Here is a 24,700-nt window from a genome sequence, read left to right as displayed (position 1 = left end):
TCACATCCCCACCTGTTTTACGTCCATTGCAGACACGGCCTAGGAGACGGAAGCGGAGCGCCCCGGATCCAGACGTGGAGCAATGGACTAAAACACCCCCACCAACCATCACATCCCCACCTGTTTTACGTCCATTGCAGACACGGCCTAGGAGACGGAAGCGGAGCGCCCCGGATCCAGACGTGGAGCAATGGACATAAAACCAGACACGGCCTAGGAGACGGAAGCGGAGCGCCCCGGATCCAGACGTGGAGCAATGGACGTAAAACAGACACGGCCTAGGAGACGGAAGCGAAGCGCCCCGGATCCAGACGTGGAGCAATGGACTAAAACACTCCCACTAACAATATCAATAAAGTTGCATTAATAAGCTGTAAATTTAAACGGAATACCTTAAACTTGCGTGACCTAACAGGCGCGGTCCGTTGGGTTTACTTAACACGATTACCATGCAGGACAACCATGCAAATACGGTCATCCGCCTGAACGGCATCACCTACCAATACCCACGGGGAGAGTCGTTGCGTTTCGCCGATCTCGAAGTACCCACGGGGCAACACACCTTGATATTGGGCGATTCGGGCAGCGGCAAGACGACGTTGTTGCACATCCTCAGCGGGCTGCTCAAACCCCAGACGGGGGTAGTCCAAATTGACGGACAGCAGCTCTATGAATTGCCTGCGCGCAAACTGGACGAGTTCCGCGGACAACGCATCGGCTTGATCTTTCAGGAGGCGCATCTGGTGAAAAGCCTGACCGTGCGGGAAAACCTGCAAATCGCTCAGGGATTCGCGGGTGCCAAGGTCGATAATGACCGGATAAACGAGGTACTGACATTGCTCAACCTTGAACAAAAGGCGAATAGCTATCCGGGCAAATTGAGCCGTGGACAAATGCAGCGGGCCGCGATCGCCCGCGCGGTGATCAATAAACCGGCGATACTGGTGGCGGATGAGCCGACGGCTTCGCTTGATGACCGCAATACAGCGGGTGTACTGAACTTGCTGCTCACCCAGGCGGAACAGCAAGGGGCGACACTGGTGATCGCCACCCACGATAAACGCGTAAAGACGCGCATCGCCCATGCTTATGAAATGGAGGGCAGATCATGAATGTACCGCAAATCGCTTGGAAGAATATCCGCCAAAACCCGGCAACATCGATACTGGGCATATTGCTCACCGCTTTCGGAACGGGCATACTGTGCGTGCTGCTGCTGACGTCGCACCAGATTGAGGAACAGCTTGACAACAACAGCCGGGGCATCGATCTGGTGGTGGGTGCCAAGGGCAGCCCCATACAGCTTATCCTGAGCAGCATCTATCACATGGATAACCCCACGGGGAACATCACGCTCGCCGAGGCACAGAAACTGGCGGCGAATCCCATGGTCAGGCTGGCGGTGCCGCTGTCATTGGGCGATAATTACCGGGGGCACCGTATTGTCGGCACGGATAGTACGTTCATGCAGCTATACGGATTAGAACTGGCCGAGGGCCGCATATGGCAGGCTGATTTCGAAGCGGTGATCGGCGCCGAGGTGGCGCAGAAGCATCAGTTAAACATCGGAGACAAAATCTATGGGGCCCATGGCCTGAGCAGCGAAGGACATGCGCATGACGAGCATGCCTACACGATCACGGGGATTTTCAAACCTGCGCATCATATCGCCGACCGCCTGGTGCTGACCAACTTGGCCAGTGTGTGGCGCATGCATGGGGATGATGGAGATGAGGAACATGAACATGGAGATGAGGAACATGACCATGAAGCTGACCACCAGCACGACGTGGTCGGAGTGGAAGAGCATGAACACCATCACGGCGAACAGCATGACGATGATGACGAAACCGATCACCCGTCACCAACCACCGATCACCATGAAGAACCCACCCTGGTCAAAAGCATCATGGGCGATCTCAGTTCCGGTGAACGGGAGATCACCAGCATGCTGATCCAATACCGCAACCCCGCGGCGATCGGGATGTTCCCGCGGTTGGTAAATCAAAATACGGCCTTGCAGGCTGCTTCGCCCGCGATTGAAAGTGCACGGTTGTTTTCACTGCTGGGTATCGGCATCGATTCGTTGCAGGTATTGGCCTACGTGATCATGCTCATGGCGGCATTGAGTGTTTTTATCAGCCTGTATAATGCGCTCAAGAGCCGCAAATATGATTTGGCCATCATGCGCACGCTCGGCGCTTCGCAAGGAAAACTCTTCGGCATTGTGATTGCAGAGGGAATATTGCTTACCTTTGTAGGCGCGATAGCAGGTATTATCATCGGCCACATTGCCCTTTACCTGATCGGCGCCAGTACCGGTGGCACGGCAACATTATTGCAGGCGTTCCTGCTGTTGCCGCAGGAAGGTTGGCTGGTACTCATCGGCGTATCCATCGGGTTCGTGGCGGCCGTGATCCCGGCCATCAAAGCATATAAGACTTCGATATCGCAAACGTTATCAGGAAATTAGACACATGATCAAGCAATTCATTCTTTTTATTTTCATCGCATTGGGGGTGCAGTTGGCAAACGCGCAGCAGGATAACCCATTTGGGGAGGTGCCCGACCATACGCCTATGATGAACCAAACCTGGGAAACCATCAATAAACTGATGTATAAGGTGACCTACAAGGATAATCAAACCGTGTATACACCGCATTTTCCGGATGAGCTGAAAGCCATCGATAAGAAAACGGTCGACCTCCCGGGCTACTTGGTACCCATGCAGGGGGGGCGCGATCACGAGACGTTTATGCTCTCGGTACTGCCCATCATGCAGTGCATGTTTTGCGGACAGGGAGACGTGCCGCCCATGGTCGAGATCTTCATGAAAAAAGGCACCAAAGTGCGCTTCACGGAAGAGCCGATCAAAATCAAGGGCCGGGTGCGCCTCAACCCCAATACGCAAGAGGGTAATTCGGAAATACAGATCTTGGATGCGGAGCTGATCAACTGACGGCTCACCCGATTCTACCGATTCAACACGGCTACTTCCAGACACACCGCCAGTGCCGCCGTTTCGGTGCGCAAGCGCGCATCGCCCAGCGTAATGGGCAGATATCCTGCCGCCAACGCAGCGTCGATCTCCGGCGCGCTGAAGTCCCCTTCAGGTCCGATCAGAACGGTATAATGCCCCGCTGGTTGCACCAGCTGGCTCAGGTACTGCTTTTCGCCTTCGGCACAATGGGCGATGAACTGCTGCCCACTCCCATCCCGTGCCAAAAAATCACCCAGCCGCACGGCCTCGTTCAGCTTGGGTAGCTGGGCCTTGAGCGACTGCTTCATGGCGGCCACCAGCACCTTGGTCAACCGCTCGGTTTTTACTTCCTTACGCTCAGAGTGTTCGCAGATGACGGGGGTGATCTCATCGATGCCGATCTCTGCGGCCTTTTCGAGAAACCACTCCACCCGGTCGATATTTTTCGTTGGCGCGATGGCGATGTGAAGGGCATACCGCTGTTTGCCATAGTGGGGTATGACTTCCAAAATTTCCAGCACGGTGCGTTTGGGATGGGCATCCATGATCGCCGCGGTATACAGTCCGCCCCGGCCATCCACCAACTGGAGCCGGTGGCCTTCGGTCATGCGCAGCACGCGTACGGCGTGCTTGCTTTCCTCCTCGTTGAGCACGAAATTGCGGTGGTGGGGCAATATGTCGGGGGTATAAAACAGGTGCACCGTTGCGATCGCTTATTCCGTTTCGTTGCTGTCAGGCATTTCAATAAGCTCCAGCTTCACAAATTCGATGTTCTGCTGGGTCTTTTTCATGATGATGAAGTTGTATCCGTGAAACGCTGCATGTTCGCCCACATCGGGTATTTTATCGAACAGGTCGCTCACCAAGCCCGAAATGGTATCATAATCATTGCTCTCCGGCAATTCTTTGGGCAAGAATTCGTTGACGTCGTGCACGCTGGCGCTGGCATCGACCATGTATTCGGTGTCAGAGATCTTTTCGACCACGGGCGTCTCTTCATCGTATTCGTCCTGGATCTCCCCGACCAGCTCTTCGACGATATCTTCTAAGGTCACCATGCCTGCCGTACCGCCGAACTCATCCAGCACAATGGCGATCTGGATGCGCCGTTGCTGAAACTCGGCCATCAGATCATTGATCTTCTTGGTTTCAGGAATAAAATAGGGCTTGCGGATAATGTTCCGCAAGACGAGCTCCTTCCCTTTGGCAATGATGGGCAGGATATCCTTGGTATGCACGATGCCGATGATCTGGTCGATGTTGTCGTCATAGATGGGTATGCGCGAATAACCTTCTTTGGTGATCTGCTCGATGAAGGCATCAATCGGGCAATTCATTTCGATCGCCGAGATCTTGGTACGCGGTACCATGATGTTCTTCACGATCCGCTCGTTGAAATCAAAAACGTTTTTGATCAGCTCATGCTCCACGGTATCCAATGCACCGCTTTCGCGTCCTTGATCCAGCAGGTACTGCAGCTCCTCGGATGAATGATGGGCTTCGCCCATGTTGACCTGGAACCCCATGAGCCTGAGCAGCAGATTGGCAAACCCATTCAACACCCAGATAATCGGTCTGAAGACCACGTAGAAAAATCGCAGGGGCAGCGCGATGCTCATGGTGGTGCCTACAGGGCGCTGGAGCGCGATGGATTTGGGGGCCAGCTCGCCGAATACGATGTGCAATACGGTGATGATACTGAAGGCCAACACATGCCCCAGGTTTTTGGCCAAGACGCTCGTGAGCTCCACATTGAACCATCCGAATACCATGGTCACAATGTCGGTCATCACGGCCTCACCCACCCAACCCAGGGCGAGGGATGATATCGTAATGCCCAATTGGGTAGCGGCTAGGTAGCCGTCGAGATGACTGGTAATGTGTTTGGCTACCTGCGCAACCTGACTGCCCGTTTTGACCTTGATTTCGATTTGCGATGCCCGCACTTTGACAATCGCAAACTCAGCCGCTACGAAGAAGCCGTTGGCAAATACCAAAAAAAATGTCCAGAAAATCTCCCAGCCCATTAGGTAGTCGTTAGATTAGCAAATTCCTTCTGGTACAAGTCAAGGCTATCCTGTATCACCTGGTAAGCGTATGACCGACCAAAAAGACGCTCAATGGTCACGTTCTTCCGCTCCAGTATTTTATAATCCTGAAAGAAACGGACGATCTCCTTCATCGTGTGAGGGGGCAACTCCGAGAGGTCATTGATGTAGTTGACGGACATGTCGTTCTTGGCTACCGCGATGATCTTGTCGTCTTGCTCCCCATTGTCGATCATGTGCATCACCCCAATGACCTTGGCCTCGATGATGCTCATGGGATAAACATCTACCGAACAAAGCACCAGGATATCCAGCGGATCTTTATCATCACAATAGGTTTTGGGGATGAAGCCGTAATTGGCCGGGTACATGACCGATGAAAATAAAACGCGGTCCAATTTGATCAGTCCGCTTTCCTTATCTATTTCATACTTTGCCTTTGAACCTTTTGGGATTTCGATGATGGCATTGACCGCGGACGGAACATCATCGCCCGGAGATATGCCATGCCAAGGATGTGTCTTGCTCATTATGGATGGTAATTTATGGTTTGTTACTCTTCTATTTCGGCCTTTTTTCTGTTCGATTGTAATTTTCGCCTGATCAGCGCTATCAATATGGGTGTAAATGAAATGGTGATAAAACCTGCAATAATATACTCGATGTAATGGCTTATCTGCGGAAACTCGCGCCCCAGGAAATAGCCGGATAACGTCAGCAGACAGACCCAAATGGCCGCGCCAAAGAGATTGTATAAGACGAATTTACGAAAATTCAGCTGCACAACACCCGCCAGTATCGGCGCAAAGGTACGAATTATCGGCATGAAACGGCCAATAATCAAGGCTGGTCCGCCATATTTATGATAAAACTCTTCGGCCATGACCACGTAGCGCCGTTTGAACAACCAGGTATCTTTTCGCTTGAAGAGCATGGGACCTGCCCGCCAACCAAACCAATATCCGGTAAAATTGCCCGCCACGCCGGCAGCGAAAAGGCCCAAGCAGAGCGTGGTGATATCAACATCCAACAGTCCAGATGCACAAAACAGGCCCGCCAAAAACAACAGGTAGTCGCCGGGCAGAAAAAATCCAAAAAAAAGCCCGGTCTCCGCAAATACGATAAATATGACAAGATAGAAGCCTCCAGACCTTATCAGCGCCTCAGCATCCAGCAGCTGTGAAAATGACTCCCAAAACTCTTGCATAGTATCTGCTACAAAAGTACGAATATAAAATGAAGGCGTGTTAGGATTTGTGGGTGACCGTTAGAATCGCATTTTTGATGGCTTCTGCGCTTTCGGCAAGCTCCTCGGGACGGAGACTGAGTTTTGGTCTGCTGAAATTGATGTCGCTCACCTGGTTGATCGGGATCAGGTGGATATGCGCGTGGGCCACTTCCAAGCCGATCACGGCCACGCCAACTTTTTCGCATGGGTATACGGCCTTAACGCCCTGCGCAACGATCTTGGCAAACATCCAAAGCCCGATATAGCCATCGTCTTCCATGTCAAATAAATAATCGGTCTCTCGCTTAGGAATGACCAATACGTGGCCTTTAACCAGCGGATTGATGTCCAAAAAAGCCAAGTAGTCGTTGCTTTCGGCTACCTTGTACGCCGGTATTTCACCGTTGAGGATTTTTGAGAATATCGTGGACATGTTTAACTTCTTTATGTTGCTTACCTGCAAACTTAGCCAAATTTGCTTGCATAAAAAAACGGCTGCCTTTTCTCAACAGCCGTTCGCGTATGTTATTTTCGGGATGTGCGGTTATGGCAAACCCGCACATAACCGACACGTATCGTTACCTGGAAATATCCAGGATCTCCAGCTCCACCTCGCCCGCCGGCACCTGTATCTGGGCTTTATCTCCGATTGATTTGCCCAGCAGCCCCTGCGCGATGGGTGATTTCACCGATATCTTACCGGCTTTGAGGTCGGCTTCCGTTTCGGAGACCAACTGATAGGTCATCACCGCGCCGTTTTTCACATTCTTAAGCTTGACGATCGACAACGCCAACACTTTGGAAGCATCCAACGTCGACTCATCAATGATCCGGGCATTGGACAAGGTCTCTTCCAATTTGGCGATTTTGGCCTCATGCAGTCCCTGGGCTTCCTTTGCTGCATCGTATTCCGCATTTTCCGACAAATCTCCCTTGTCGCGCGCCTCTGCAATAGCCCTGGCAATCTTTGCCCTGCCTTCCGTTTTGAGATACTGCAACTCCTCTTTGAGTTTTTCCAATCCCTCTTTGGTGTAATACGTTACATCTGCCATAATCTACTCGCTATTTAATAAAAAATAAAGTCCAAAAAAAGAAGCAAGACCATACCTTCTGGAGTGGTATGGCCTTGCTCGTTCATACGAAGGTAGGAATTGTTTTTGAATAAACAAAAAGAAAGCGAATAATCAGGGATTATCCACAAACTTATATCCCATCCCCCGCACCGTCTGCAAATAAGCCGGTTTATCGGCATTGAGCTCGATTTTCTTCCGTAAACGCACGATGTGCATATCCAAGGTCCGCGTGTTTACATTAGAGCTGTATCCCCATACCACCTGCATCAGTTCGTCCCGGCTGATCACCCGTCCGGTATGTTGCAAGAAATAGAGCAAAATCCGGTTTTCCAAGATGGTCAGCTCGATTTTCTTGCCATTGCGCACCAGCGAATGAATGTTGGGATGATGCTCCGTATCGCCGAATGTATACAGGTCTGCTGCTTGGCTATTGAGAAAATACTTGATCTTGTTCTCAATCATGGCCACCAACACATCCATGCTGAACGGTTTGGTGATGTAATCAGAAACACCGAAGCTGTACGCATCGATCTTATCCACGTCTTGCGACTTGGCTGTCATCATGATGATCAGGTTGGTAAAACCCGCTTTGCGCAGGCTGGTGCATATTTCCGAGCCCTGTTTGCCGGGAAGCATCCAATCCAGCAATACGATATCCGGCCGATGCTCCAACACCAGTTTTTCCGCTTCGTCCCCATTACCAGTCTGCACGACCTGGTAATTTTCCGATTCGAGCCGATGAGCCACCAAAAAACGTAAATTTTCATCGTCCTCAATGACCGCTATTTTAATATTCTTATACATATCCTATATAAAGTCTGATGCCTGTTGTCTCATGTCTATTGTCTCATGTCTCCCGTCTGTTGTCTCACGTCTCATGTCTGTTGTCTCACGTCTCACGTCTCCCGTCTCCCGTCTCAATCCACAGGCAACACAATCCTGAACGTCGTCCCCTTGCCTAATTCACTTTCGACGGTGATATCGCCCCCCATGAAATTGACCAGCTCCTTGCAGAATGCCAAGCCAAGCCCCACGCTGCCTTGCTGGTTATATTGGTTTTGCACACGGTAGAATTTTTTGAAAATATGGGGCAATTCTTTTTTTGCAATACCGATCCCCTTATCTGCAAAATGCATGGTCGCCTGTTTTTTTGTCTGGGTCACTTGTATATCGAGCACCTTATTGTCCGGTTTGGAATACTTATACGCATTGTCTATCAGGTTTTGAAAGATACTTCCCAATAACACCGGGTCAATATACAGCGTTTTGGTGGCATTTACCTTGCACCGGATATCCAAATCTACATATTTGATTCTGGAAGCAGCCAACACTTTATCACAAAATTCGTGCAAATCGACTTCCTCCCGTTTTATTTTTATCGATTTATTTTCGATCTGTGTAAAAGACAGCAGCGTATTCATCAAATTATTGAGTTTATCCGCTTCCTCGTCCAATATTCTACCATAATGCATCCGTTCTTTGTCCGAAAGCTGCTTGGCACTCCCGATGTTGTTGCCCGCGATCTTAATCACGCTCACCGGCGTCTTGAATTCATGGGTCAGGTTGTTGATAAAATCGTATTGCAGCTTGAACAGGCGTTCGTTGACATACAGGTTTCGATAGATCAGGTAGGCGATTAACGCCAGCAACAGGTAGATCGTCACCACCCCTGCCATCACCGGCATAAACCGCCTGTTGATTTCCGTTTGCAGGAACGATCGGCTCGAACTGAAATAGATCTTATAATCGGCCAATGCGCCCGGCAGGGGTGTCTCCGTCGTGAGCAGATCCGGGTCGGTGTCAATCGATTCGTACACCAGCGGCTGGATCTGCACGTGTTGATATAACTCAGGCACCGTATTCGTGAGCATCAGCTTATTCGGGTTGATGGAATAGGTCAGGATGTCCTGCTCATACGCCGCATCATGCACCTGCTGCCCGTACATCAATTCCTTATACGTTTTCAGGTCATCCCTGCGCGGAATATTCATGTAGGAGATCTTGCCTGGCGTGACCGAATAAAACACTTTGAAGATGTCATCGTCGCGCAGTGCCTTGGCCGTATCGACCCGCTCAACAAATGCCGCAAATTTTACCGCCATGTTATTGAAGTCGTCGGACAAGGCCAATGGCAGGTGTCCGCCCCCGTTCGTTTTGGATAACAGGCTGTCACTCCCGGCCGGATGGCTGAACTGGTAAACACCTTTGGGATAGATGACCAAATGATTGGCAGAAAACCCATAATCGATGCTGTCGTTATTGCTAAGCGCCCCGTCATAAAATACGATGTGCTCGACGAACGCATAGGTTCGCAGCACACTATCTGCATACGTGGCTGCCGTGGCGGAATCCAAATAGCCTTGATAGAATGAAATTTCCGGGAGCCGGTTATGAAAAAAGTCATTGAATGTGCCGATGTTGTGTTCCAGCACTTCTACCTTGCGGGATGCAAATTCGTTTTCGACATAGGTATCGGTCAAATCCCGCGCAAGAAAAATAGCCAATACAAACGACGCAGCGACCACGACAATAAAAGCGCCAACCAATAGGTAGTTTGCGCGGTACGTATTGCGTTGGGGCTTCATTTCAGATACTGCTCAAAGAACGTACCCAACTCCGTGTAAAACGAGATACGGTTTTCCTCATTGCGGAAATATCGCCCTTCTTCTTCGTGCAGGATATAGGTGATGGGAATCTTCCGCTTTTTCAGTTTCTGCACAAATTGATTCATCTCATTGGGCGTGCTCTTGCTGTCTTTGCCCCCCTGCGCGATGAACACGGGAATATCGATGTTTTCGGAATGAAATACCGGCGACATGGATTTGATCAGATCGGACTCCGTTTCGGGATTGCCGATGATCTCATAATACATCTGCAAATAGGGCTTGAAGTGCGGCGGAAATTCCTTGAGGTACGTAAACAGGTTGGTAAAACCCGAATAGGAGGCTGCACAGGCGTATAGATCGGAATGGAAGCAGGCGCCATGCAAGGCGGAATAGCCGCCGAAACCGGAACCGAAAATGCCGATGCGCGCGGAATCGACGATGCCTTCGTCAATCAGCCATCGTACGCCATCGGTGATGTCGTCCTGTATCTTTCCGCCCCATTCCTTGAATCCGGCCGACCAAAATTCTTTTCCATAGCCTGTCGATCCTCTGTAGTTGACCTGAAATACGGCATAGCCCCGATTGGCAAAAAACTGTACCTCCGGATCGAATCCCCATCGGTTGCGATCGAACGGACCGCTATGGGGGTACACGATGACGGGCACCTGCTTACCGTTTGATTTCGGAGGCATGGTCAGATATCCCTGTATCTGCCGTCCGTCGCGCGATCGATAGGTGACCGGCTTCATCTCCGCGAGCATACAGTCTTTCAGCGCCGGATTGTTGTCGGTCAATTTCACCAGTTCATCCTTGGACATGTCGTAGTAGTATATCGCGCCCGGATCTTTATCGGTATACGAACGGACGATAAACCGACTGCGGGCCGTATCCCGATCCAATATGCTTACCTCATAGCCCGCCAGCCGCTTGCCGATCGCTTGATACACCTTTTCGGTCTCTTGGTTCAGAAAATGGCGTTGCTGTTTCCAGGTGGCATAGCTTGCATAAGACATCTCCCCCCGGTTGCCGGAATATCCCTCATGGTCGATATCTACATCGGGATGACTATAGATTACCCGGACTTCCTTACCGGTCTCCATATCTATTTCGACCAAGGCCATCTTATCCCGGTTGATGTTCGAAAGTGCAAATACATGGCTCCTGTTACCGGCAGAAAACCCGAGGGGCATGATGGAATTCCGGAAGCTGTTGCTCATGACCGGCTTAAACACATCCTGTTCGCGAGCCCGATACAACACGGTTTCCTTCACGCTGTCGCTGGCCATCGCCAGCCGCAACTCGCCGTTGAGATCGGCATACCACCGGATAATATTACCGGGGTTCTTGGCGACCAGCTCCTTTTTGCAGGCGTCTGTGCGGAGCCGATAAACGTCAAATACGGAAGAATCGCGTTCATTGAGCGAAATCAGAAACCCGTTATTGATGACTTTCGAAGGCGAGATCCAACGCAATTTCACCGCTGAAGGGGGCATCAGGTGCCGTGCAGCAGATGTCGCCCGATTGACCGCAAACACTTGGAGACTATCGTTCTTCTTGTCCTTGGTGAAGATCAACTCATCATCATTCGCCCAAAAATACGATTGAATACCGAGATCGCGATCAGACGTGATGCGCTGCTCCCGGTTTTGCTCATCGGGATGCAGGATAAAAATATTCTTTTGCCCTTCATACAGCCTTAAATAAGCGATATACTTGCCGTTGGGCGATAGCTGAAAATCGGTTTTTTCGGGTTCAGAGAAAAAATCCTCGACCGGTATAACACGTCCCTTGCGGCTCTCGCAGCTCCCCAAACAGCCCGCGATGCCTCCCACCAATAACAAAAACACAACATTCCGTATCATATAGACGATGCTCCCCTCGTTTTATCAAAGGTGGAAAAATTTACCGTAAAAGCCTTTTATGCAACCTTAATTTTACACGGTTAATTTTACGCGGCCAATCGCCCGTCCCAACCCTAAATCCACCCGTGTAACGCGGTTATTTTGGCCAGATTAATTATCTTCGCCGAATGTATTTATACAACGTTACCATCATCGCTGAAGATGACATCCACGAAGCCCTCAGACAGCGCTTACAAGCGTTGCTTGGCGAGCGGAAAGCGGATGCTTCCATCGCCTTGCTTCAACTGCTGGATGCTCCGCATGAAGGCACCACGTATTGTGTTCAGCTGCGCGCTGAAAATAAGGAAGAAATCGCAACTTTCCAAAAGGATCAACTCATAGCGATCCAACAATTGGCCACCACGGAGTATCCAGGGAAAGTCCTCTTCTTCGATAGCATGATGAAATACCTCAAGGATTAAGCTCAATAAGCATTTATATCATGAAGTTTACCCCTACTCCAATACCGGATCTGATCGTCATCGAACCGCAGGTGTGGAAAGATGACCGTGGATTTTTTATTGAAACCTATAATGCGAGGCCCTTCGAAGCACAGGGGATCGCCCAGACTTTCGTGCAGGACAACCTATCCAGTTCGCATCGCGGCGTATTGCGCGGCATGCACGCCCAGGCCGGAGAAAATGCGCAAGGCAAGTTGGTGCGGGTATTGCGCGGCAGTGTGCTGGATGTGGCCGTGGATATACGGAAAGACTCCAGCACCTATGGGCAGCACTTTTCCCTCGTGCTCGACGAACATAATGCCAAATCGCTATGGATACCCCCGGGCTTTCTACACGGTTTTCTGGCGCTCGAAAACGACACCTTATTTGCCTATAAGGTGACGGGATTTTACGATAAGGCAGGTGAGGTGGGTGTCCGCTGGGACGATCCCGACCTGGGTATCGAGTGGCCGATGGATAAGGGTGCGCTTATCGTCTCCGAGAAGGACCAGCAATTGCCCTATCTGCGCGATATCGCAAACCCCTTTTGATTTCTTTCCCCCTTACTCCGGGAGTTCATCCTCATACCGGGGATCATATTTAATTTTGGGGGTCAGGTAATGCAAGAGGATAAGCCTTGAGTACCGGAAATTGAAGGGTGCAAAAATCAGGATGGTGGCCAGCAGTACGCCGAGGTATATCCATGGCGATTCACTTTTGGTGAGTTGGTATGTCAGCATCCCGGCGGTGACCCCCTGGGCCACCGACAGTGCATAGCTCACATACATCGCGGCGTAGAAATATCCCGGTTCGATCTCAAACCGAAAACCACAATGCGGGCACACATCATTCATCCGCTGCTTTTTAAAGCCATAGGTATTGCCGACGAACATCCTCCCAACCCGGCATTTCGGGCATTTGGAACCGACGACGGCGTTGATCTTGGAGGTATGCGCAGCCATTAGGGGACTAATTCAGCACGATGGGGTCATTGTCTACGTTGACCGTCTTCTTACCGCGGTATTTCTTATACCACAACACCCCGATTCCCAGCGCCGCGAGATACGGGATGGCCAGCAAAAACAAGATTCCTTTGTTCAGCCCTTTGCCTTGGGTGTTGCCGTTTTCCGTGGCGTTTTCGGCGGTAAGCGTACACATCGCACATTGCGAACGGGCGGTATCGGGCATTGCCGCGAGCAGCGCAAACACCATCATCCATACACCTAAAAACCGCTTGATTGTGTTCATATCACAAAGGTACAATTATTTCATCAGAATCACCTACTTGTCATCGAATACCTCAAAACGGTCCCAGAAGCCATCTTTTGGCAGCGGCGCATGGAGCTCCATCGGCTCCTTCCTGATCGGGTGGACAAACGACAACTTTTTAGCGTGCAGGCAGATGGTCCGCCGCAAACTTCCTCTCGGGTAGCCATATTTGTGGTCGCCCACGATGGGGCATCCCATCGATGCAAGCTGGGCACGTATCTGATGCGTGCGGCCGGTCACCGGATAAACCTCGATCAGGTAGTAGCCCCCCAGTTCCCCCAGCAGTTTGTATGACAGCTCTGCATACACGCGGCCCTCGGCTGTCTCGGCATGCACCTTGGTGATGTTCTGCGTACGGTCGCGCGACAGCCAATGCACCAATTTATTTTCCGGTTCCGCGGGCGGCTGGCGCACCACCGCCCAATATGTCTTCTGAATCTCCCGATCTTTGAAAAGCTCCTGCATCCGCTCCAAACCCTTGCTGGTTTTGGCAAATAGGATCAAGCCGCTTACCGGACGATCAAGCCGGTGTACCACGCCCACGAAAGCTCCGTTGGGTTTGCTATACTTTTGGGTAAGGTACCGGTTGATCATCTGCTCCATGGATTCATCACCGCCGGTATCGGCTTGCACGAGGTATCCGGCGCGCTTATTGATCGCAAGCAAGTGATTATCTTCGTAGATGACGTCTTTATCGGTAATAGGCATAGTTCAGTATCTTCACGTTACGCCGGCAAAGATAATGGTTTTTGGTCAGTCCATCAATGACCAATCACGCTGGACATACCCGAAAAACAAAAAGCATAAGTGCAGTATAGTAACTAACCTTTATTTCAAAATATTCTTCATTTCTGTCGTAGTGATGGCAAGGTCCGATCCATTCTTCTGCAGTCCTTTGGCAAGGACTTTGTCGCCCGTCCATAGTTTGGTATTTAATTCCAATGCCAAAGCGACAAATGGCGTATCATCCTCGTCAATATCTTTAGCAAGCTCGTAAGCAGTTGTCCAAGACCGTTCGCTAATGAGTTCTTCCGAGACCAGTGTGATACTAGATAGCACCAATTGTTCCATTTGAGTAAGCTGATGCGGAGTAAGTTTGGTATATGCGGCTATTTTGGGTGCATATCTTTGCAGCTCATCAATCAACAATTCCGGCCCGAAAAATATGAATTTGTCTTGTAGGTTCATCAGGATTTCCCCGATGGAAGATTTAGGGTTGAGGAGCGTGCTGAAAACGATATTAGTGTCTACAACGATATTCATTTAATGAAGCGTTGCTTATTTTCGGCCCACCAACGTTTTTTTGATTCGTTGGCAAGCTTGTTGGCCTGTTCTTCCGTTCCTTCGCTTGCCTTGACTGTTTCTTTATACTTGAAATAATTGACAATGCGTTGTAAACCGCGGATATCGGTGTCCACCGGTAATCGGAAAATGATTTCTTTGTCTGTACGCTCGATAACCATAGTGAAACAAAGATAATAAAATAAAGTACCAAAATCAAGCAGGGATTCTCCAATCAAAGACCACCCATCACCGGCCGCCGACCACCATCAGGTCCACAAACTCGTGCACCGGCATCGCGGCCAGTCGATCGATATCCAGGGAAGCGTTGAGAATCCGCTGCTGCTGTTTGGTTGAAAATATCCGGGCCAGATTGGTCTTGTACTTTTCAATCAACACCGGCATGCCTTCCTCCCGGCGACGCTTATGGCCAATGGGGTATTCGACAACCACCTCATCCAATACCGATCCATCCGTCAACGTCACCGTCAGCGCATTGGCGATGGACCGCTTCTCGGGGTCATGGTAGTCGCGCGTAAACTGCGGGTCTTCGACGGTGTTCATCTTGTCGCGCAGCTGATCGATACGCGGGTCTGCCGCCACAGCATCTTCATAGTCTGCCGCGGTCAGCCTGCCGAAAATCAGCGGCACCGCGATCATGTATTGCAGGCAATGGTCGCGGTCGGCCGGATTATGCAAAGGCCCCTTCTTATCGATGATGCGCATGGCGGCTTCATGCGTGCGGATGCGTATGTGCTCGATATCTGCGATCGTCTTACCCAATTCCCTGAGCTTGCCATGCAGCGTCATCGCCGCCTCCGCGGCCGTCTGCGCGTGGAACTCCGCCGGGAACGATATCTTGAATAGCACATTTTCCATCACGTAGGCGCCATACGCCCGCTGGAAACGGAACGCCTGCCCCTTGAAAAGCACATCGTAAAAACCCCAGGTCTTTGCCGTCAGCACGGAGGGGTAGCCCATCTCCCCCGTCTGCGCCATGAGGGCCAACCGCACCCCGCGGGAGGTCGCGTCGCCCGCGGCCCAGGACTTGCGGCTCCCGGTATTGGGTGCATGCCGGTAGGTGCGCAGGGCTTGCCCGTCCACGAAGGCGAGCGACACCGCGTTGATCAGCTCATCGCGGCTCAGGCCCAAGAGCTTGCCCACCACCGCCGTGGAGGCGAGCTTCACCAAGAGCACATGGTCCAGGCCGACGCTGTTGAACGAATTCTCCAGGGCCATCACCCCCTGTATCTCGTGTGCACGGATCATCGCGTCTAAAACCTCGCGCATCGTCAGGGGCGCCTTGCCGTTGGCTACGGCCGTACGCGATAGCCAATCGGCGGTAGCCAGTATACCGCCCAGGTTGTCCGATGGATGTCCCCATTCCGCGGCCAGCCAGGTATCGTTGAAATCCAGCCACCGGATCATGGTCCCGATGTTGAAGGCCGCATGTATGGGATCCAGTTGATACGGTGTACCGGGTACCTTGGCACCGTGCGGCACGACGGTTCCGCTGACGACGGGACCCAGCAGCTTGGTACATGCCGGATAGGTAAGCGCCTCAAACCCGCAACCCAGCGTGTCCAGCAGGCAGTAATGTGCTGTTTTGAAGGCGAGATCGCTCCTGATCTCATAGCCGAGTGTGTAGTCTACCACATCGGTAATAACTCGATCTGTTTCCGGACGGACGTTTGAAATGGGTGAAGACATGAGTGGTGAATGGTGATTGTTGAATAGTGATTGGTTATCGCTGCTCGAGTGGGGTAAATGACTGGTTATCGGGTCCTACATAATTTGCACTGGGCCGGATGATCTTGCCGTCCTCCCGCTGTTCAATGACATGGGCACTCCAGCCCGTGACCCGGGCAATGACGAAAAGCGGCGTAAAAAAAGCCGTCGGTATGCCCATCTGGTGGTAGGATACAGCCGAAAACCAATCCAGGTTGGGAAACATCTTTTTCTCTTCCCATAGGAGCGTTTCCAGCCGCTCGGCAACGGCATACAGATTCATGTCGCCCGATGCCTCCGACAGCTGCCGGGCCACTTTTTTGATGACCACATTCCGCGGATCGGCGATGGTGTATACCGGGTGGCCGAAACCGATGATGACCTCCTTTCGCTCGAGCCGCTGTTTAATGTCGGCCGCCGCTTCTTCGGCATCTGCATAGCGGCTCTGGATCTCAAAAGCCACCTCATTGGCGCCACCATGCTTCGGGCCCCGCAGGGCACCGATACTTCCCGTAATGCAGGAATAAATATCCGATCCCGTGCCCGCTATGACCCGCCCGGTGAATGTAGAGGCATTAAACTCGTGCTCTGCATAAAGATTGAGGGATATGGCCATGGCATCGACCCAGGCCGAGGAAGGTACCTTGCCGTGCAGCAGGTGCAGGAAATGTGCACCGGTCGATTCATCATCGGTTTCCACGTCGATGCGTTTGCCGTGGTGGGCATAATGGTACCAATACAATAATGCCGATGCATAGGAGGCCAACAGCTTATCGGCGATGTCCCGGGCGCCCACTGGATGATGGTCGTCTTTTTCCGGATAGATGGTTCCAAGCAGTGATGTATACGTGCGAAGCACATCCATGGGATGTGCGGCAGCCCGTATTTGCTCCAGCACCTTTTTTGCGATCTGGGGCAGTCCCCGTAATGCCTTCAGTTTATTTTGATACGCCAACAGCTGCGCCTTGTTCGGCAACTTCCCATGGATCAACAGATGAGCCACTTCTTCGAAGGATGCCCCCTCGGCCAAATCCAGGATATCGTATCCCCGGTAATGCAGGTCGTTGCCGCTCCTGCCCACGGTACACAGGGCGGTATTGCCCGCCGCTACACCCGACAAGGCCACTGATTTCTTCGGCTTGAACGCCGTTTGCTGCTTGTTATCGCTCATCATTTTTGTATTTTGCTCACCGACCACCCATCACCGACCACCGACCACCCTTCACCGACCACCCTTCATCGGCCATACAGTTCATCTAACTTTCGTTCAAAATCATAATAGCCGATGCTATCGTATAATTCGGCGCGGGTCTGCATGGTATCCAGCACGCGCTGCTGCGTACCGTCCTGCCGGATATGTGCGTAGACATTCCACGCTGCCTTATTGGCGGCCCGAAACGCCGATAGCGGATACAGCACCAAGGCCACGCCCGCATCGGCCAATTCGGCAACCGTCCACAGTGGCGTCATCCCAAATTCGGTAATATTGGCCAGGATGGGAAGTCCCGTTGCGTCGACGAACGCACGGTATTGCGTCAATTCGGAGACGGCCTCCGCGAAGATGAAATCGGCCCCTGCTTCGGCATAGGCCCTCGCCCGCTCCAGCGTCGCTTCCAGCCCTTCATTCGCCAGGGCATCCGTACGTGCCCCGATGGCAAACTGCTCATCGGTACGGGCGTCTACCGCCGCTTTCAGGCGGTCTACCATCTCTGTTTTGCTGACCAGCTCTTTGTTCGGCCGGTGGCCGCAGCGCTTCGCGCCTACTTGGTCCTCCATGTGCAACGCCGCGGCGCCCGCCTTGACCAAGCTTTTCACCGTGCGGGCTACATTGAAGGCCGAAGGACCGAGCCCCGTATCGACATCCACCAGTAAAGGCGTGTCACACACATTGGTGATGCGCTCCACGTCGATGAGCACATCATGCAACGTCGAAATGCCAAGATCGGGCACCCCCAGCGAGCCTGCGGCTACGCCTCCGCCGGAAAGGTAGATGGCCTTGAACCCCGCCTGCGTGGCCAACAGTGCATGATTGGCATTGATCGCACCAACGACCTGCAGCGGTCGTTCGACGTTCATGGCGGCGCGCCAGCGCGCACCGGCGGATGATAAATTGCGGTTCATGATGGACTAATTAGTGCCCCGTCTTGATAAACAAGGACGGAACCGTCGGATAATTCGCCACGGCCTTGGTCAGGCTGGGCGCGAAAATCTTTTGGAAAAACGACCTGTGCGGCCGCGCAAACACCAATAGATCCAGGTGCTCGGATTTGGCGGCTTGGGTGACGGCGTTGATGTCGGCCTTCTCGACCGGAATGGCCTTACAGGAAACGCCCCAGTCGGCATACGCCTCTTCCACCTTCCGCCGCCAGCGCTCCAATTCCTTCTCTGGCGCTGCCTCCCCCTCTCGGTAAAAGTGCAGCATGGACAGGTGCGGCCGGAGGTTGACCGCCTGCTGGAGTGCCAACAGGGCATCCAGCTCATCATCATCATAAGCCGTGAAGAAACCCACGCGCTGGAACGCAAAATCCGGTGTATTGATCGGAACAACCAGCACCGGTACGGGCGACTTCTTGAGCACCTCATAGGTGGTGCTTCCCAAGATACTTTCGGTAATGTTGGTCACCCCTTTGGTCCCCATCACGACCAGCGAAATTCCGCCTTTCTTGAGTCTTTCGGTGACCACCTCGATCATAAACCCCTTGGCACACTCCCCTTCGATCTCCACGCCGGGAAACTGCTTCACCAGGGTCTCCACCAAATCCTTCATCACTTCGACCGATTCGGTCTCCGCCCATTTGATTTGCTTGACACTATTACCCTCTTCTCCATAGCCCGAATACAGGGCGATATAGACATGCAACAGTTGCACTTTTTGCTTCGTCGCGTTGGCCAATGCGCAGGCGTACTCCGCCGCCACAAACGCATTTTCTGAAAAATCAGTAGGGACTAATATGGTATTCATGGTCTGTATTACAACTAAATGGTAAGTTTTGTGTTAACAAAGATACCGCAAAAAATCGGGGATTCCTGTTTTTTTGCTACGTTTGTGTCATGTCTGTAAACAAAGAAATCAAACGTATCACCACCCATACCATCCGTGAAATGAAGGCCCGTGGCGAAAAAATAGCCATGCTCACCGGCTACGATTATTCCATGGCCAAAATATTGGACGATGCGGGGATCGATATCATTTTAGTGGGTGATTCGGCTGCCAACGTGATGGCCGGGTACGAAACCACGGTACCCATTACGCTGGAAGAGATGATGTTTTACGCATCGGCGGTGGTCCGCGCCGCCAAGCGCGCACTGGTCATCGTAGACCTGCCTTTTGGCACCTATCAGGGCGATAGCAGTGATGCGCTGAAAGCCGCCGTGCGGGTGATGAAAGAAACGGGCGCCCATGGGCTCAAAGTAGAGGGGGGTATCGAAATCCGGGAAGCGGTGCAGCGCATCGTCAATGCAGGCATCCCCGTGATGGGCCACCTCGGCCTGACACCCCAGTCCATTTACAAATTTGGCACCTACACCGTCCGGGCGAAGGAAGCAGCGGAAGCCGACAAACTCCGGACAGACGCCAAGGTGCTGCAAGACGCCGGCTGTTTCGGCATCGTGTTGGAGAAAATTCCGGCAGCGCTGGCCACCGAAGTGACCGATAGCCTCCAGATACCGACCATCGGTATCGGTGCTGGTGCCGGTTGCGACGGACAAGTATTGGTGGTGCACGACATGCTGGGCATCAATAAAGGATTCAAGCCTAAGTTCCTGCGTCAATACCTCAACCTGTATGAAGCAATCGGCGACGCGGTAGGCCGGTACATCGGCGATGTGAAGTCTTCGGCATTTCCGAATGAAAACGAACAGTATTGAAACAGCATTAATTAACGATATGAAGTACCACCTAACCACGCTGCTCGCCGTATCGGTGAGCCTGCTTACATTCGCGCAACCGACAATACCAGCAGATTCGGTGATCATGACCAAACATGAAACCAGCATCAAAGGTCAGCGCATCAACTACACGGCCTACAAAGGTACCCAACCGGTGTGGAACAAAGATGGGAAGGCCATCGCCACAGTCGATTACACCTATTACGAACGTGATGGCATCGCCGACCGGGCAACACGCCCGCTGGTGATTTCCTTCAATGGCGGTCCGGGTTCGGCTTCGGTATGGATGGAAATCGCCTATACCGGTCCCGCACTGCTCGAAATAGATGATGAAGGGTATCCCATCCAACCCTATGGCATCAAGAAAAATCCCTATTCCATATTGGATGTGGCAGACATTGTCTTTATCAATCCGGTCAACACCGGATACTCACGCATCCTCGACAAGGAAGCGGATAAATCCACGTTTTTCGGGGTAAACGCCGACATCAAATACTTGGCGGAGTGGATAAACACCTTCGTCACCCGCCAGAACCGCTGGCCCTCTCCCAAATACCTCATCGGCGAGAGTTATGGCACCACGCGCGTATCTGGACTGGCGCTGGAACTGCAAAGCAGCCAATGGATGTACCTCAACGGCGTCATCCTCGTCTCCCCGACAGACTTGGGCATTGAGCGGGGCGGTCCCGTCGAGGTGGCCTTGCGGCTCCCCTATTTTGCGGCTACCGCTTGGTTTCATAAGCGGCTGCCTGCCGAACTCCAGCAACAGGACCTCACCGATATGTTGCCCGGGGTAGAACAGTATGCGGTCAACGAGTTGCTGCCTGCCCTGGTAAAAGGGGGCACACTGAGCCCAGCTGAAAAACAGGCCGCGGCAGCCAAGATAGCGCACTATTCAGGATTGCCCGAAAAGGTCATCCTTCAAAACAACCTGGACATCTCGACCTCCCTCTTCTGGAAGGAACTCCTGCGCGACAGTGGATATACGGTAGGGCGGTTGGATTCGCGCTACCTGGGTATCGACCGACGGGATGCAGGCGAACGCCCCGATTTCAATGCGGAACTGACCACCTGGCTGCATGCCTTTACGCCGGCCATCAACCATTACATGCGCAACGAGCTCAACTTCAAAACGGATGTGAAATACAACATGTTCGGCGATGTGCACCCATGGGACGGGAGCGACGACCATACGGGCGAAAACCTGCGGCAGGCCATGGCGCAAAATCCTTACCTGCATGTGATGGTGCAATCGGGCTACTATGATGGCGCCTGTGATTACTTCAATGCCCAATATAACCTGTGGCAGATGGACCCGTCAGGGAAGCTGGCAGACCGGATGAGCTTCGTGGGATACCGCAGCGGCCACATGATGTACTTACGCAAGGAAGATCTTGAAAAGGGAAATGAGGATATCCGTAGCTTTATCAAGGCAAGCACACCCGAAAAAGGTGCACCCGCCAAATATTAACCCGTGATGGTCTGCCAGATCAGGTCTTTGAGCTGCTGGATATTTTTACCGGCGACTGCGGAGATAAAGACCACGGGAATTCCTTGAGGGAGTTCCCGCTCCATTTCCCGCTGGAGTTCTTCATCCAGCATGTCCGATTTGGTAATGGCCAGGATACGGGGTTTGTCCTTCAACTCGGGATTAAAAGCGATCAGTTCATTCAATAAAATCCCATATTCTTCGGCGATGGTTCGGTTGGTATCCGCCGGAATCATAAACAGCAGCACCGAATTGCGCTCGATATGGCGCAGAAACCGGTGCCCCAAGCCCTTCCCTTCGGATGCCCCCTCGATGATGCCGGGAATATCTGCCATGACGAACGACTTGTTATCGCGATAGGAAACGATACCTAGATTGGGCACCAACGTGGTGAACGGGTAATCGGCGATCTCGGGTTTCGCGGCGGATACCACCGAGAGCAGCGTGGATTTGCCGGCATTCGGAAAACCGACCAGGCCCACATCGGCCAACACCTTCAGTTCGAGGATCATCCACTCTTCGCTACCCGGTTCGCCCGGCTGCGCAAATCGGGGGGTCTGCTGCGTAGGCCCCTTGAAATGCCAGTTGCCCAATCCACCTCTTCCGCCTGCGGTCAGCACTTTCGTTTCACCATCTTCGGTGATGTCAAATAAGACTTCATTGGTATCGGCGTGCCGGGCAATCGTCCCGAGCGGCACTTCCAGCACCTCATCTTTGCCGTTGGCGCCATGTTTCAACGCACTGCTTCCCGGCAACCCATCTTCTGCAATGATGTGTTTGCGGTATTTCAGGTGAAGCAAGGTCCACAGCTGCGCATTTCCTTTTAAGATGATGTGACCGCCCCGGCCGCCATCGCCGCCATCGGGTCCGCCCTTAGCCGTAAATTTGTCGCGATGCAAATGCGCAGAGCCAGCCCCCCCTTTTCCCGAGCGGCAGCATACTTTTACGTAATCAACAAAATTTGAACCCTGTGGCATTTTTATGTGATGGCCACCGACCACCGATCAATGATTGTCCTTATTTCGCCAAATATGGCTTCGATCTCACCGATGCCGTTTACCTTCGTCAGCTTGCCCTGCTGTTCGTAATAGGGGAGTACATGAATGGTCTTGCTGAAATACTCTTCGATCCGTTTTTTCAGCTTTTCGCTGTCGTCATCGGCGCGGTTGCTGGTGGCTTTGCGTTTGGCAATGCGTTCGGTCAATTCTTCCTCCGTAACATCCAGCGCGATCACACCGGTGATACGGCTGCGTTTCGACTCCAGGAAACGGTCCAACGCCTCGGCTTGTGCCACGGTACGCGGGAACCCATCGAAGATAAAACCCTTCGCTTGGGGATTCCTATCGATTTCCTCTTCCAGCATGGCAATGGTAATCGAATCGGGCACCAATTCGCCATCGGCGATCAGCTGGCTCACCCGCTGTCCCAATTCGGTCCGTTTGCTGATGTGTGCCCTGAATAAATCGCCGGTTGAAATGTGCACCAACTGATAGTGATCGATAAGCTTTTGCGATTGCGTACCTTTCCCTGCTCCCGGAGGGCCAAATAAAACAAGGTTTAGCATAGTCTGCGCGTAAATAATAATAGCCTAACCGCAATTCTGATTAGGCTATCTGAGTGAAACATGTGCGCTTGAAGGGAGTCGAACCCCTAACCTCCTGATCCGTAGTCAGGTGCTCTATCCAATTAAGCTACAAGCGCATTTCCCGAATCGGTCTGCAAAGATAGAAACTTGATTGATATAACTGAAATATTTTTGGAAAAAACAGGGTATTAATGGAATTATATTGGATCATTGCGCTGATTTTATTACTTTTAAAGAGCTAAAACTAATCTGCTCATTTGTTGTTGTCACACACATGGAATACAATAAAAACCTAATCAAAAGAAAACGCATTCGCATCGGAGACATCAGCATAAGCTATTTATCCAAAGAAGCCGCTAAACCCGAAAAAACAATCGTCTTCGTACACGGTTTCCCCTTCAACAAGAACATGTGGATACCGCAACTGGAATCGCTGCCCGCCGATACGATGGGTATCGCGATAGACGTGCGCGGCCATGGCAACAGTACGATGGGTCATGGTTTTTTCAGTATCGATGTCTTTGCAAAGGACCTGCTGGTGTTCCTGCGGAAATTGGGGATTGCCCGGACCGTGCTTTGCGGAGTCTCCATGGGTGGATACATCGCCTTGCGGGCCTATCAGATCCAGCCGGATGCCTTCGCTGGCCTCATCCTGAGTGACACCAACTCCCTGGCGGATGACAACATTGCTAAACAAAAACGATTTGACAGCATCCAATCCGTCCTTAAGAACGGCAACCGCGCGTTTTCCATCGGTTTTGTCAATAATGTGTTTTCCCAAAAAAGCCTTGCGGAAAACGGCATGGCCGTGGACCTGATCAAAAGCAGCATACGCCGGAATACGGAGAGCAGCGTCTGCGCTACCTTGCTTGCGCTGGCCTCGCGCACCGATACCACAGACAGCTTGAAGGATATCGCTGTTCCTACGTTGGTCATCCGCGGTGAGGAGGATAAACTATGCACTCGGGAACAGGCCGACATCCTGGTATCGCAGATACCGGACGCCACCTATGTCGAATTTCCTGAATGCGGTCACCTGCCCAACCTGGAAGACACCGATCGCTTCAATGCGGAGATGAATGCTTTTTTGCATCGTATCAACCCAATGTAAAAATCCGCTGTATCCATTGTTTTTTACCCGCGTATGGTTAATTTGTGCCGATGCCTTACCCCGACATGATAA

Annotated in this window: 29 protein-coding genes and 1 tRNA gene; 9 read left to right on the top strand and 21 right to left on the bottom strand. The window is 52.1% G+C overall.

The features are described 5' to 3' along the window. The 4 genes from ACMGDE_RS07080 to ACMGDE_RS07065 all read left to right on the top strand — a co-directional run. The coding region (locus ACMGDE_RS07080; protein ID WP_436832072.1) for a hypothetical protein at nt 1–282 on the top strand (282 nt) is incomplete at its 5' end. A gap of 167 nt (nt 283–449) precedes the next feature. After that, complete coding sequence (locus ACMGDE_RS07075) at nt 450–1,112, top strand: ABC transporter ATP-binding protein (protein WP_436832071.1); 663 nt, start codon at nt 450–452, stop codon at nt 1,110–1,112. After that, the gene (locus ACMGDE_RS07070) at nt 1,109–2,473 is read left to right on the top strand and encodes an ABC transporter permease (RefSeq protein WP_436832070.1); all 1,365 of its coding nucleotides are present in this window, start codon (nt 1,109–1,111) and stop codon (nt 2,471–2,473) included. The genes ACMGDE_RS07075 and ACMGDE_RS07070 overlap by 4 nt, the downstream gene beginning before the upstream one ends. Before the next feature lie 4 nt (nt 2,474–2,477). After that, on the top strand, nt 2,478–2,960 hold the full coding sequence (locus tag ACMGDE_RS07065) for a hypothetical protein (protein WP_436832069.1): 483 nt from the start codon (nt 2,478–2,480) through the stop codon (nt 2,958–2,960). 14 nt (nt 2,961–2,974) lie between these two features. Here ACMGDE_RS07065 and ACMGDE_RS07060 read toward each other — a convergent pair whose 3' ends face one another. The 9 genes from ACMGDE_RS07060 to ACMGDE_RS07020 form a co-directional block, all read right to left on the bottom strand. After that, entirely contained in the window at nt 2,975–3,682 is a 708-nt protein-coding gene (locus tag ACMGDE_RS07060) for a 16S rRNA (uracil(1498)-N(3))-methyltransferase (protein ID WP_436832068.1), read from the bottom strand. Between the two features lie 12 nt (nt 3,683–3,694). Beyond that, entirely contained in the window at nt 3,695–5,008 is a 1,314-nt protein-coding gene (locus tag ACMGDE_RS07055) for a hemolysin family protein (protein WP_436832067.1), read from the bottom strand. Next, on the bottom strand, nt 5,008–5,559 hold the full coding sequence (locus ACMGDE_RS07050; protein WP_436832066.1) for an inorganic diphosphatase: 552 nt from the start codon (nt 5,557–5,559) through the stop codon (nt 5,008–5,010). The genes ACMGDE_RS07055 and ACMGDE_RS07050 overlap by 1 nt, the downstream gene beginning before the upstream one ends. A gap of 23 nt (nt 5,560–5,582) precedes the next feature. Continuing rightward, entirely contained in the window at nt 5,583–6,236 is a 654-nt protein-coding gene (locus tag ACMGDE_RS07045) for a DedA family protein (protein WP_436832065.1), read from the bottom strand. A 40-nt stretch (nt 6,237–6,276) separates the two neighbouring features. After that, complete coding sequence (locus ACMGDE_RS07040) at nt 6,277–6,690, bottom strand: HIT family protein (RefSeq protein ID WP_436832064.1); 414 nt, start codon at nt 6,688–6,690, stop codon at nt 6,277–6,279. 145 nt (nt 6,691–6,835) lie between these two features. Further along, complete coding sequence (gene greA / locus ACMGDE_RS07035) at nt 6,836–7,309, bottom strand: transcription elongation factor GreA (protein WP_436832063.1); 474 nt, start codon at nt 7,307–7,309, stop codon at nt 6,836–6,838. Between the two features lie 132 nt (nt 7,310–7,441). Continuing rightward, entirely contained in the window at nt 7,442–8,134 is a 693-nt protein-coding gene (locus ACMGDE_RS07030) for a winged helix-turn-helix domain-containing protein (RefSeq protein WP_436832062.1), read from the bottom strand. A 113-nt stretch (nt 8,135–8,247) separates the two neighbouring features. Further along, complete coding sequence (locus ACMGDE_RS07025; protein WP_436832061.1) at nt 8,248–9,915, bottom strand: sensor histidine kinase; 1,668 nt, start codon at nt 9,913–9,915, stop codon at nt 8,248–8,250. After that, the gene (locus tag ACMGDE_RS07020; RefSeq protein WP_436832060.1) at nt 9,912–11,798 is read right to left on the bottom strand and encodes a S9 family peptidase; all 1,887 of its coding nucleotides are present in this window, start codon (nt 11,796–11,798) and stop codon (nt 9,912–9,914) included. The genes ACMGDE_RS07025 and ACMGDE_RS07020 overlap by 4 nt, the downstream gene beginning before the upstream one ends. A gap of 167 nt (nt 11,799–11,965) precedes the next feature. Here ACMGDE_RS07020 and ACMGDE_RS07015 point away from each other — a divergent pair, with 167 nt between their 5' ends. Both ACMGDE_RS07015 and rfbC read left to right on the top strand, forming a co-directional pair. Then, nucleotides 11,966–12,259 carry a DUF4286 family protein gene (locus tag ACMGDE_RS07015; protein ID WP_436832059.1) on the top strand — a complete coding sequence of 98 codons (294 nt, stop codon included), beginning with the start codon at nt 11,966–11,968 and terminating at the stop codon, nt 12,257–12,259. 20 nt (nt 12,260–12,279) lie between these two features. Beyond that, nucleotides 12,280–12,828: a dTDP-4-dehydrorhamnose 3,5-epimerase gene (gene rfbC, locus ACMGDE_RS07010; RefSeq protein ID WP_436832058.1), complete on the top strand. Its 549-nt coding sequence runs from the start codon at nt 12,280–12,282 to the stop codon at nt 12,826–12,828. 12 nt (nt 12,829–12,840) lie between these two features. Here the strand turns inward: rfbC and ACMGDE_RS07005 are convergent, their stop codons facing one another. From ACMGDE_RS07005 to ACMGDE_RS06965, 9 genes are all read right to left on the bottom strand, one after another. Next, the gene (locus ACMGDE_RS07005) at nt 12,841–13,239 is read right to left on the bottom strand and encodes a DUF983 domain-containing protein (RefSeq protein WP_436832057.1); all 399 of its coding nucleotides are present in this window, start codon (nt 13,237–13,239) and stop codon (nt 12,841–12,843) included. 7 nt (nt 13,240–13,246) lie between these two features. Continuing rightward, on the bottom strand, nt 13,247–13,525 hold the full coding sequence (locus ACMGDE_RS07000) for a hypothetical protein (RefSeq protein ID WP_436832056.1): 279 nt from the start codon (nt 13,523–13,525) through the stop codon (nt 13,247–13,249). A 33-nt stretch (nt 13,526–13,558) separates the two neighbouring features. Beyond that, on the bottom strand, nt 13,559–14,254 hold the full coding sequence (locus tag ACMGDE_RS06995; protein ID WP_436832055.1) for an RluA family pseudouridine synthase: 696 nt from the start codon (nt 14,252–14,254) through the stop codon (nt 13,559–13,561). A 120-nt stretch (nt 14,255–14,374) separates the two neighbouring features. After that, a complete protein-coding gene (locus ACMGDE_RS06990) occupies nt 14,375–14,809 on the bottom strand; it encodes a PIN domain-containing protein (protein WP_436832054.1) in 435 nt (144 codons plus the stop codon). After that, on the bottom strand, nt 14,806–15,009 hold the full coding sequence (locus ACMGDE_RS06985) for a hypothetical protein (RefSeq protein ID WP_436832053.1): 204 nt from the start codon (nt 15,007–15,009) through the stop codon (nt 14,806–14,808). The genes ACMGDE_RS06990 and ACMGDE_RS06985 overlap by 4 nt, the downstream gene beginning before the upstream one ends. Nucleotides 15,010–15,076: 67 nt before the next feature. After that, entirely contained in the window at nt 15,077–16,537 is a 1,461-nt protein-coding gene (locus ACMGDE_RS06980; RefSeq protein ID WP_436832052.1) for a bifunctional 2-methylcitrate dehydratase/aconitate hydratase, read from the bottom strand. Between the two features lie 34 nt (nt 16,538–16,571). Further along, nucleotides 16,572–17,726: a bifunctional 2-methylcitrate synthase/citrate synthase gene (gene prpC, locus ACMGDE_RS06975; protein WP_436832051.1), complete on the bottom strand. Its 1,155-nt coding sequence runs from the start codon at nt 17,724–17,726 to the stop codon at nt 16,572–16,574. Nucleotides 17,727–17,791: 65 nt separating this feature from the next. Continuing rightward, nucleotides 17,792–18,676, bottom strand: coding sequence for a methylisocitrate lyase (prpB, locus tag ACMGDE_RS06970; RefSeq protein WP_436832050.1), 885 nt, complete (start codon nt 18,674–18,676; stop codon nt 17,792–17,794). 10 nt (nt 18,677–18,686) lie between these two features. After that, nucleotides 18,687–19,517 carry a universal stress protein gene (locus ACMGDE_RS06965; protein WP_436832049.1) on the bottom strand — a complete coding sequence of 277 codons (831 nt, stop codon included), beginning with the start codon at nt 19,515–19,517 and terminating at the stop codon, nt 18,687–18,689. Nucleotides 19,518–19,606: 89 nt separating this feature from the next. Here ACMGDE_RS06965 and panB point away from each other — a divergent pair, with 89 nt between their 5' ends. Together panB and ACMGDE_RS06955 are read left to right on the top strand one after the other, a co-directional pair. Beyond that, nucleotides 19,607–20,422, top strand: a complete 816-nt coding sequence (gene panB / locus ACMGDE_RS06960) for a 3-methyl-2-oxobutanoate hydroxymethyltransferase (protein WP_436832048.1) — start codon at nt 19,607–19,609, stop codon at nt 20,420–20,422. A gap of 19 nt (nt 20,423–20,441) precedes the next feature. After that, nucleotides 20,442–21,914 (top strand): S10 family peptidase, encoded by a 1,473-nt coding sequence (locus ACMGDE_RS06955; protein WP_436832047.1) that lies wholly within the window; start codon nt 20,442–20,444, stop codon nt 21,912–21,914. On the opposite strand, the gene obgE is transcribed toward ACMGDE_RS06955, so the two are convergent. The 3 genes from obgE to ACMGDE_RS06940 form a co-directional block, all read right to left on the bottom strand. Further along, nucleotides 21,911–22,909: a GTPase ObgE gene (gene obgE, locus ACMGDE_RS06950; RefSeq protein ID WP_436832046.1), complete on the bottom strand. Its 999-nt coding sequence runs from the start codon at nt 22,907–22,909 to the stop codon at nt 21,911–21,913. The genes ACMGDE_RS06955 and obgE overlap by 4 nt on opposite strands. 2 nt (nt 22,910–22,911) lie before the next feature. Continuing rightward, on the bottom strand, nt 22,912–23,496 hold the full coding sequence (locus ACMGDE_RS06945; RefSeq protein WP_436832045.1) for an adenylate kinase: 585 nt from the start codon (nt 23,494–23,496) through the stop codon (nt 22,912–22,914). Nucleotides 23,497–23,559: 63 nt separating this feature from the next. Next, a tRNA-Arg gene (locus ACMGDE_RS06940) sits at nt 23,560–23,633 on the bottom strand. A 158-nt stretch (nt 23,634–23,791) separates the two neighbouring features. Here ACMGDE_RS06940 and ACMGDE_RS06935 point away from each other — a divergent pair. After that, nucleotides 23,792–24,628 (top strand): alpha/beta fold hydrolase, encoded by an 837-nt coding sequence (locus ACMGDE_RS06935; RefSeq protein WP_436832044.1) that lies wholly within the window; start codon nt 23,792–23,794, stop codon nt 24,626–24,628. Nucleotides 24,629–24,700: the final 72 nt, after the last annotated feature.

Source organism: Parapedobacter brassicae (assembly GCF_051400755.1).
Taxonomy (GTDB): domain Bacteria; phylum Bacteroidota; class Bacteroidia; order Sphingobacteriales; family Sphingobacteriaceae; genus Parapedobacter.
Note: the sequence above shows the minus strand (reverse complement) of the source record. Positions and strands in the feature narration are given on the sequence as shown.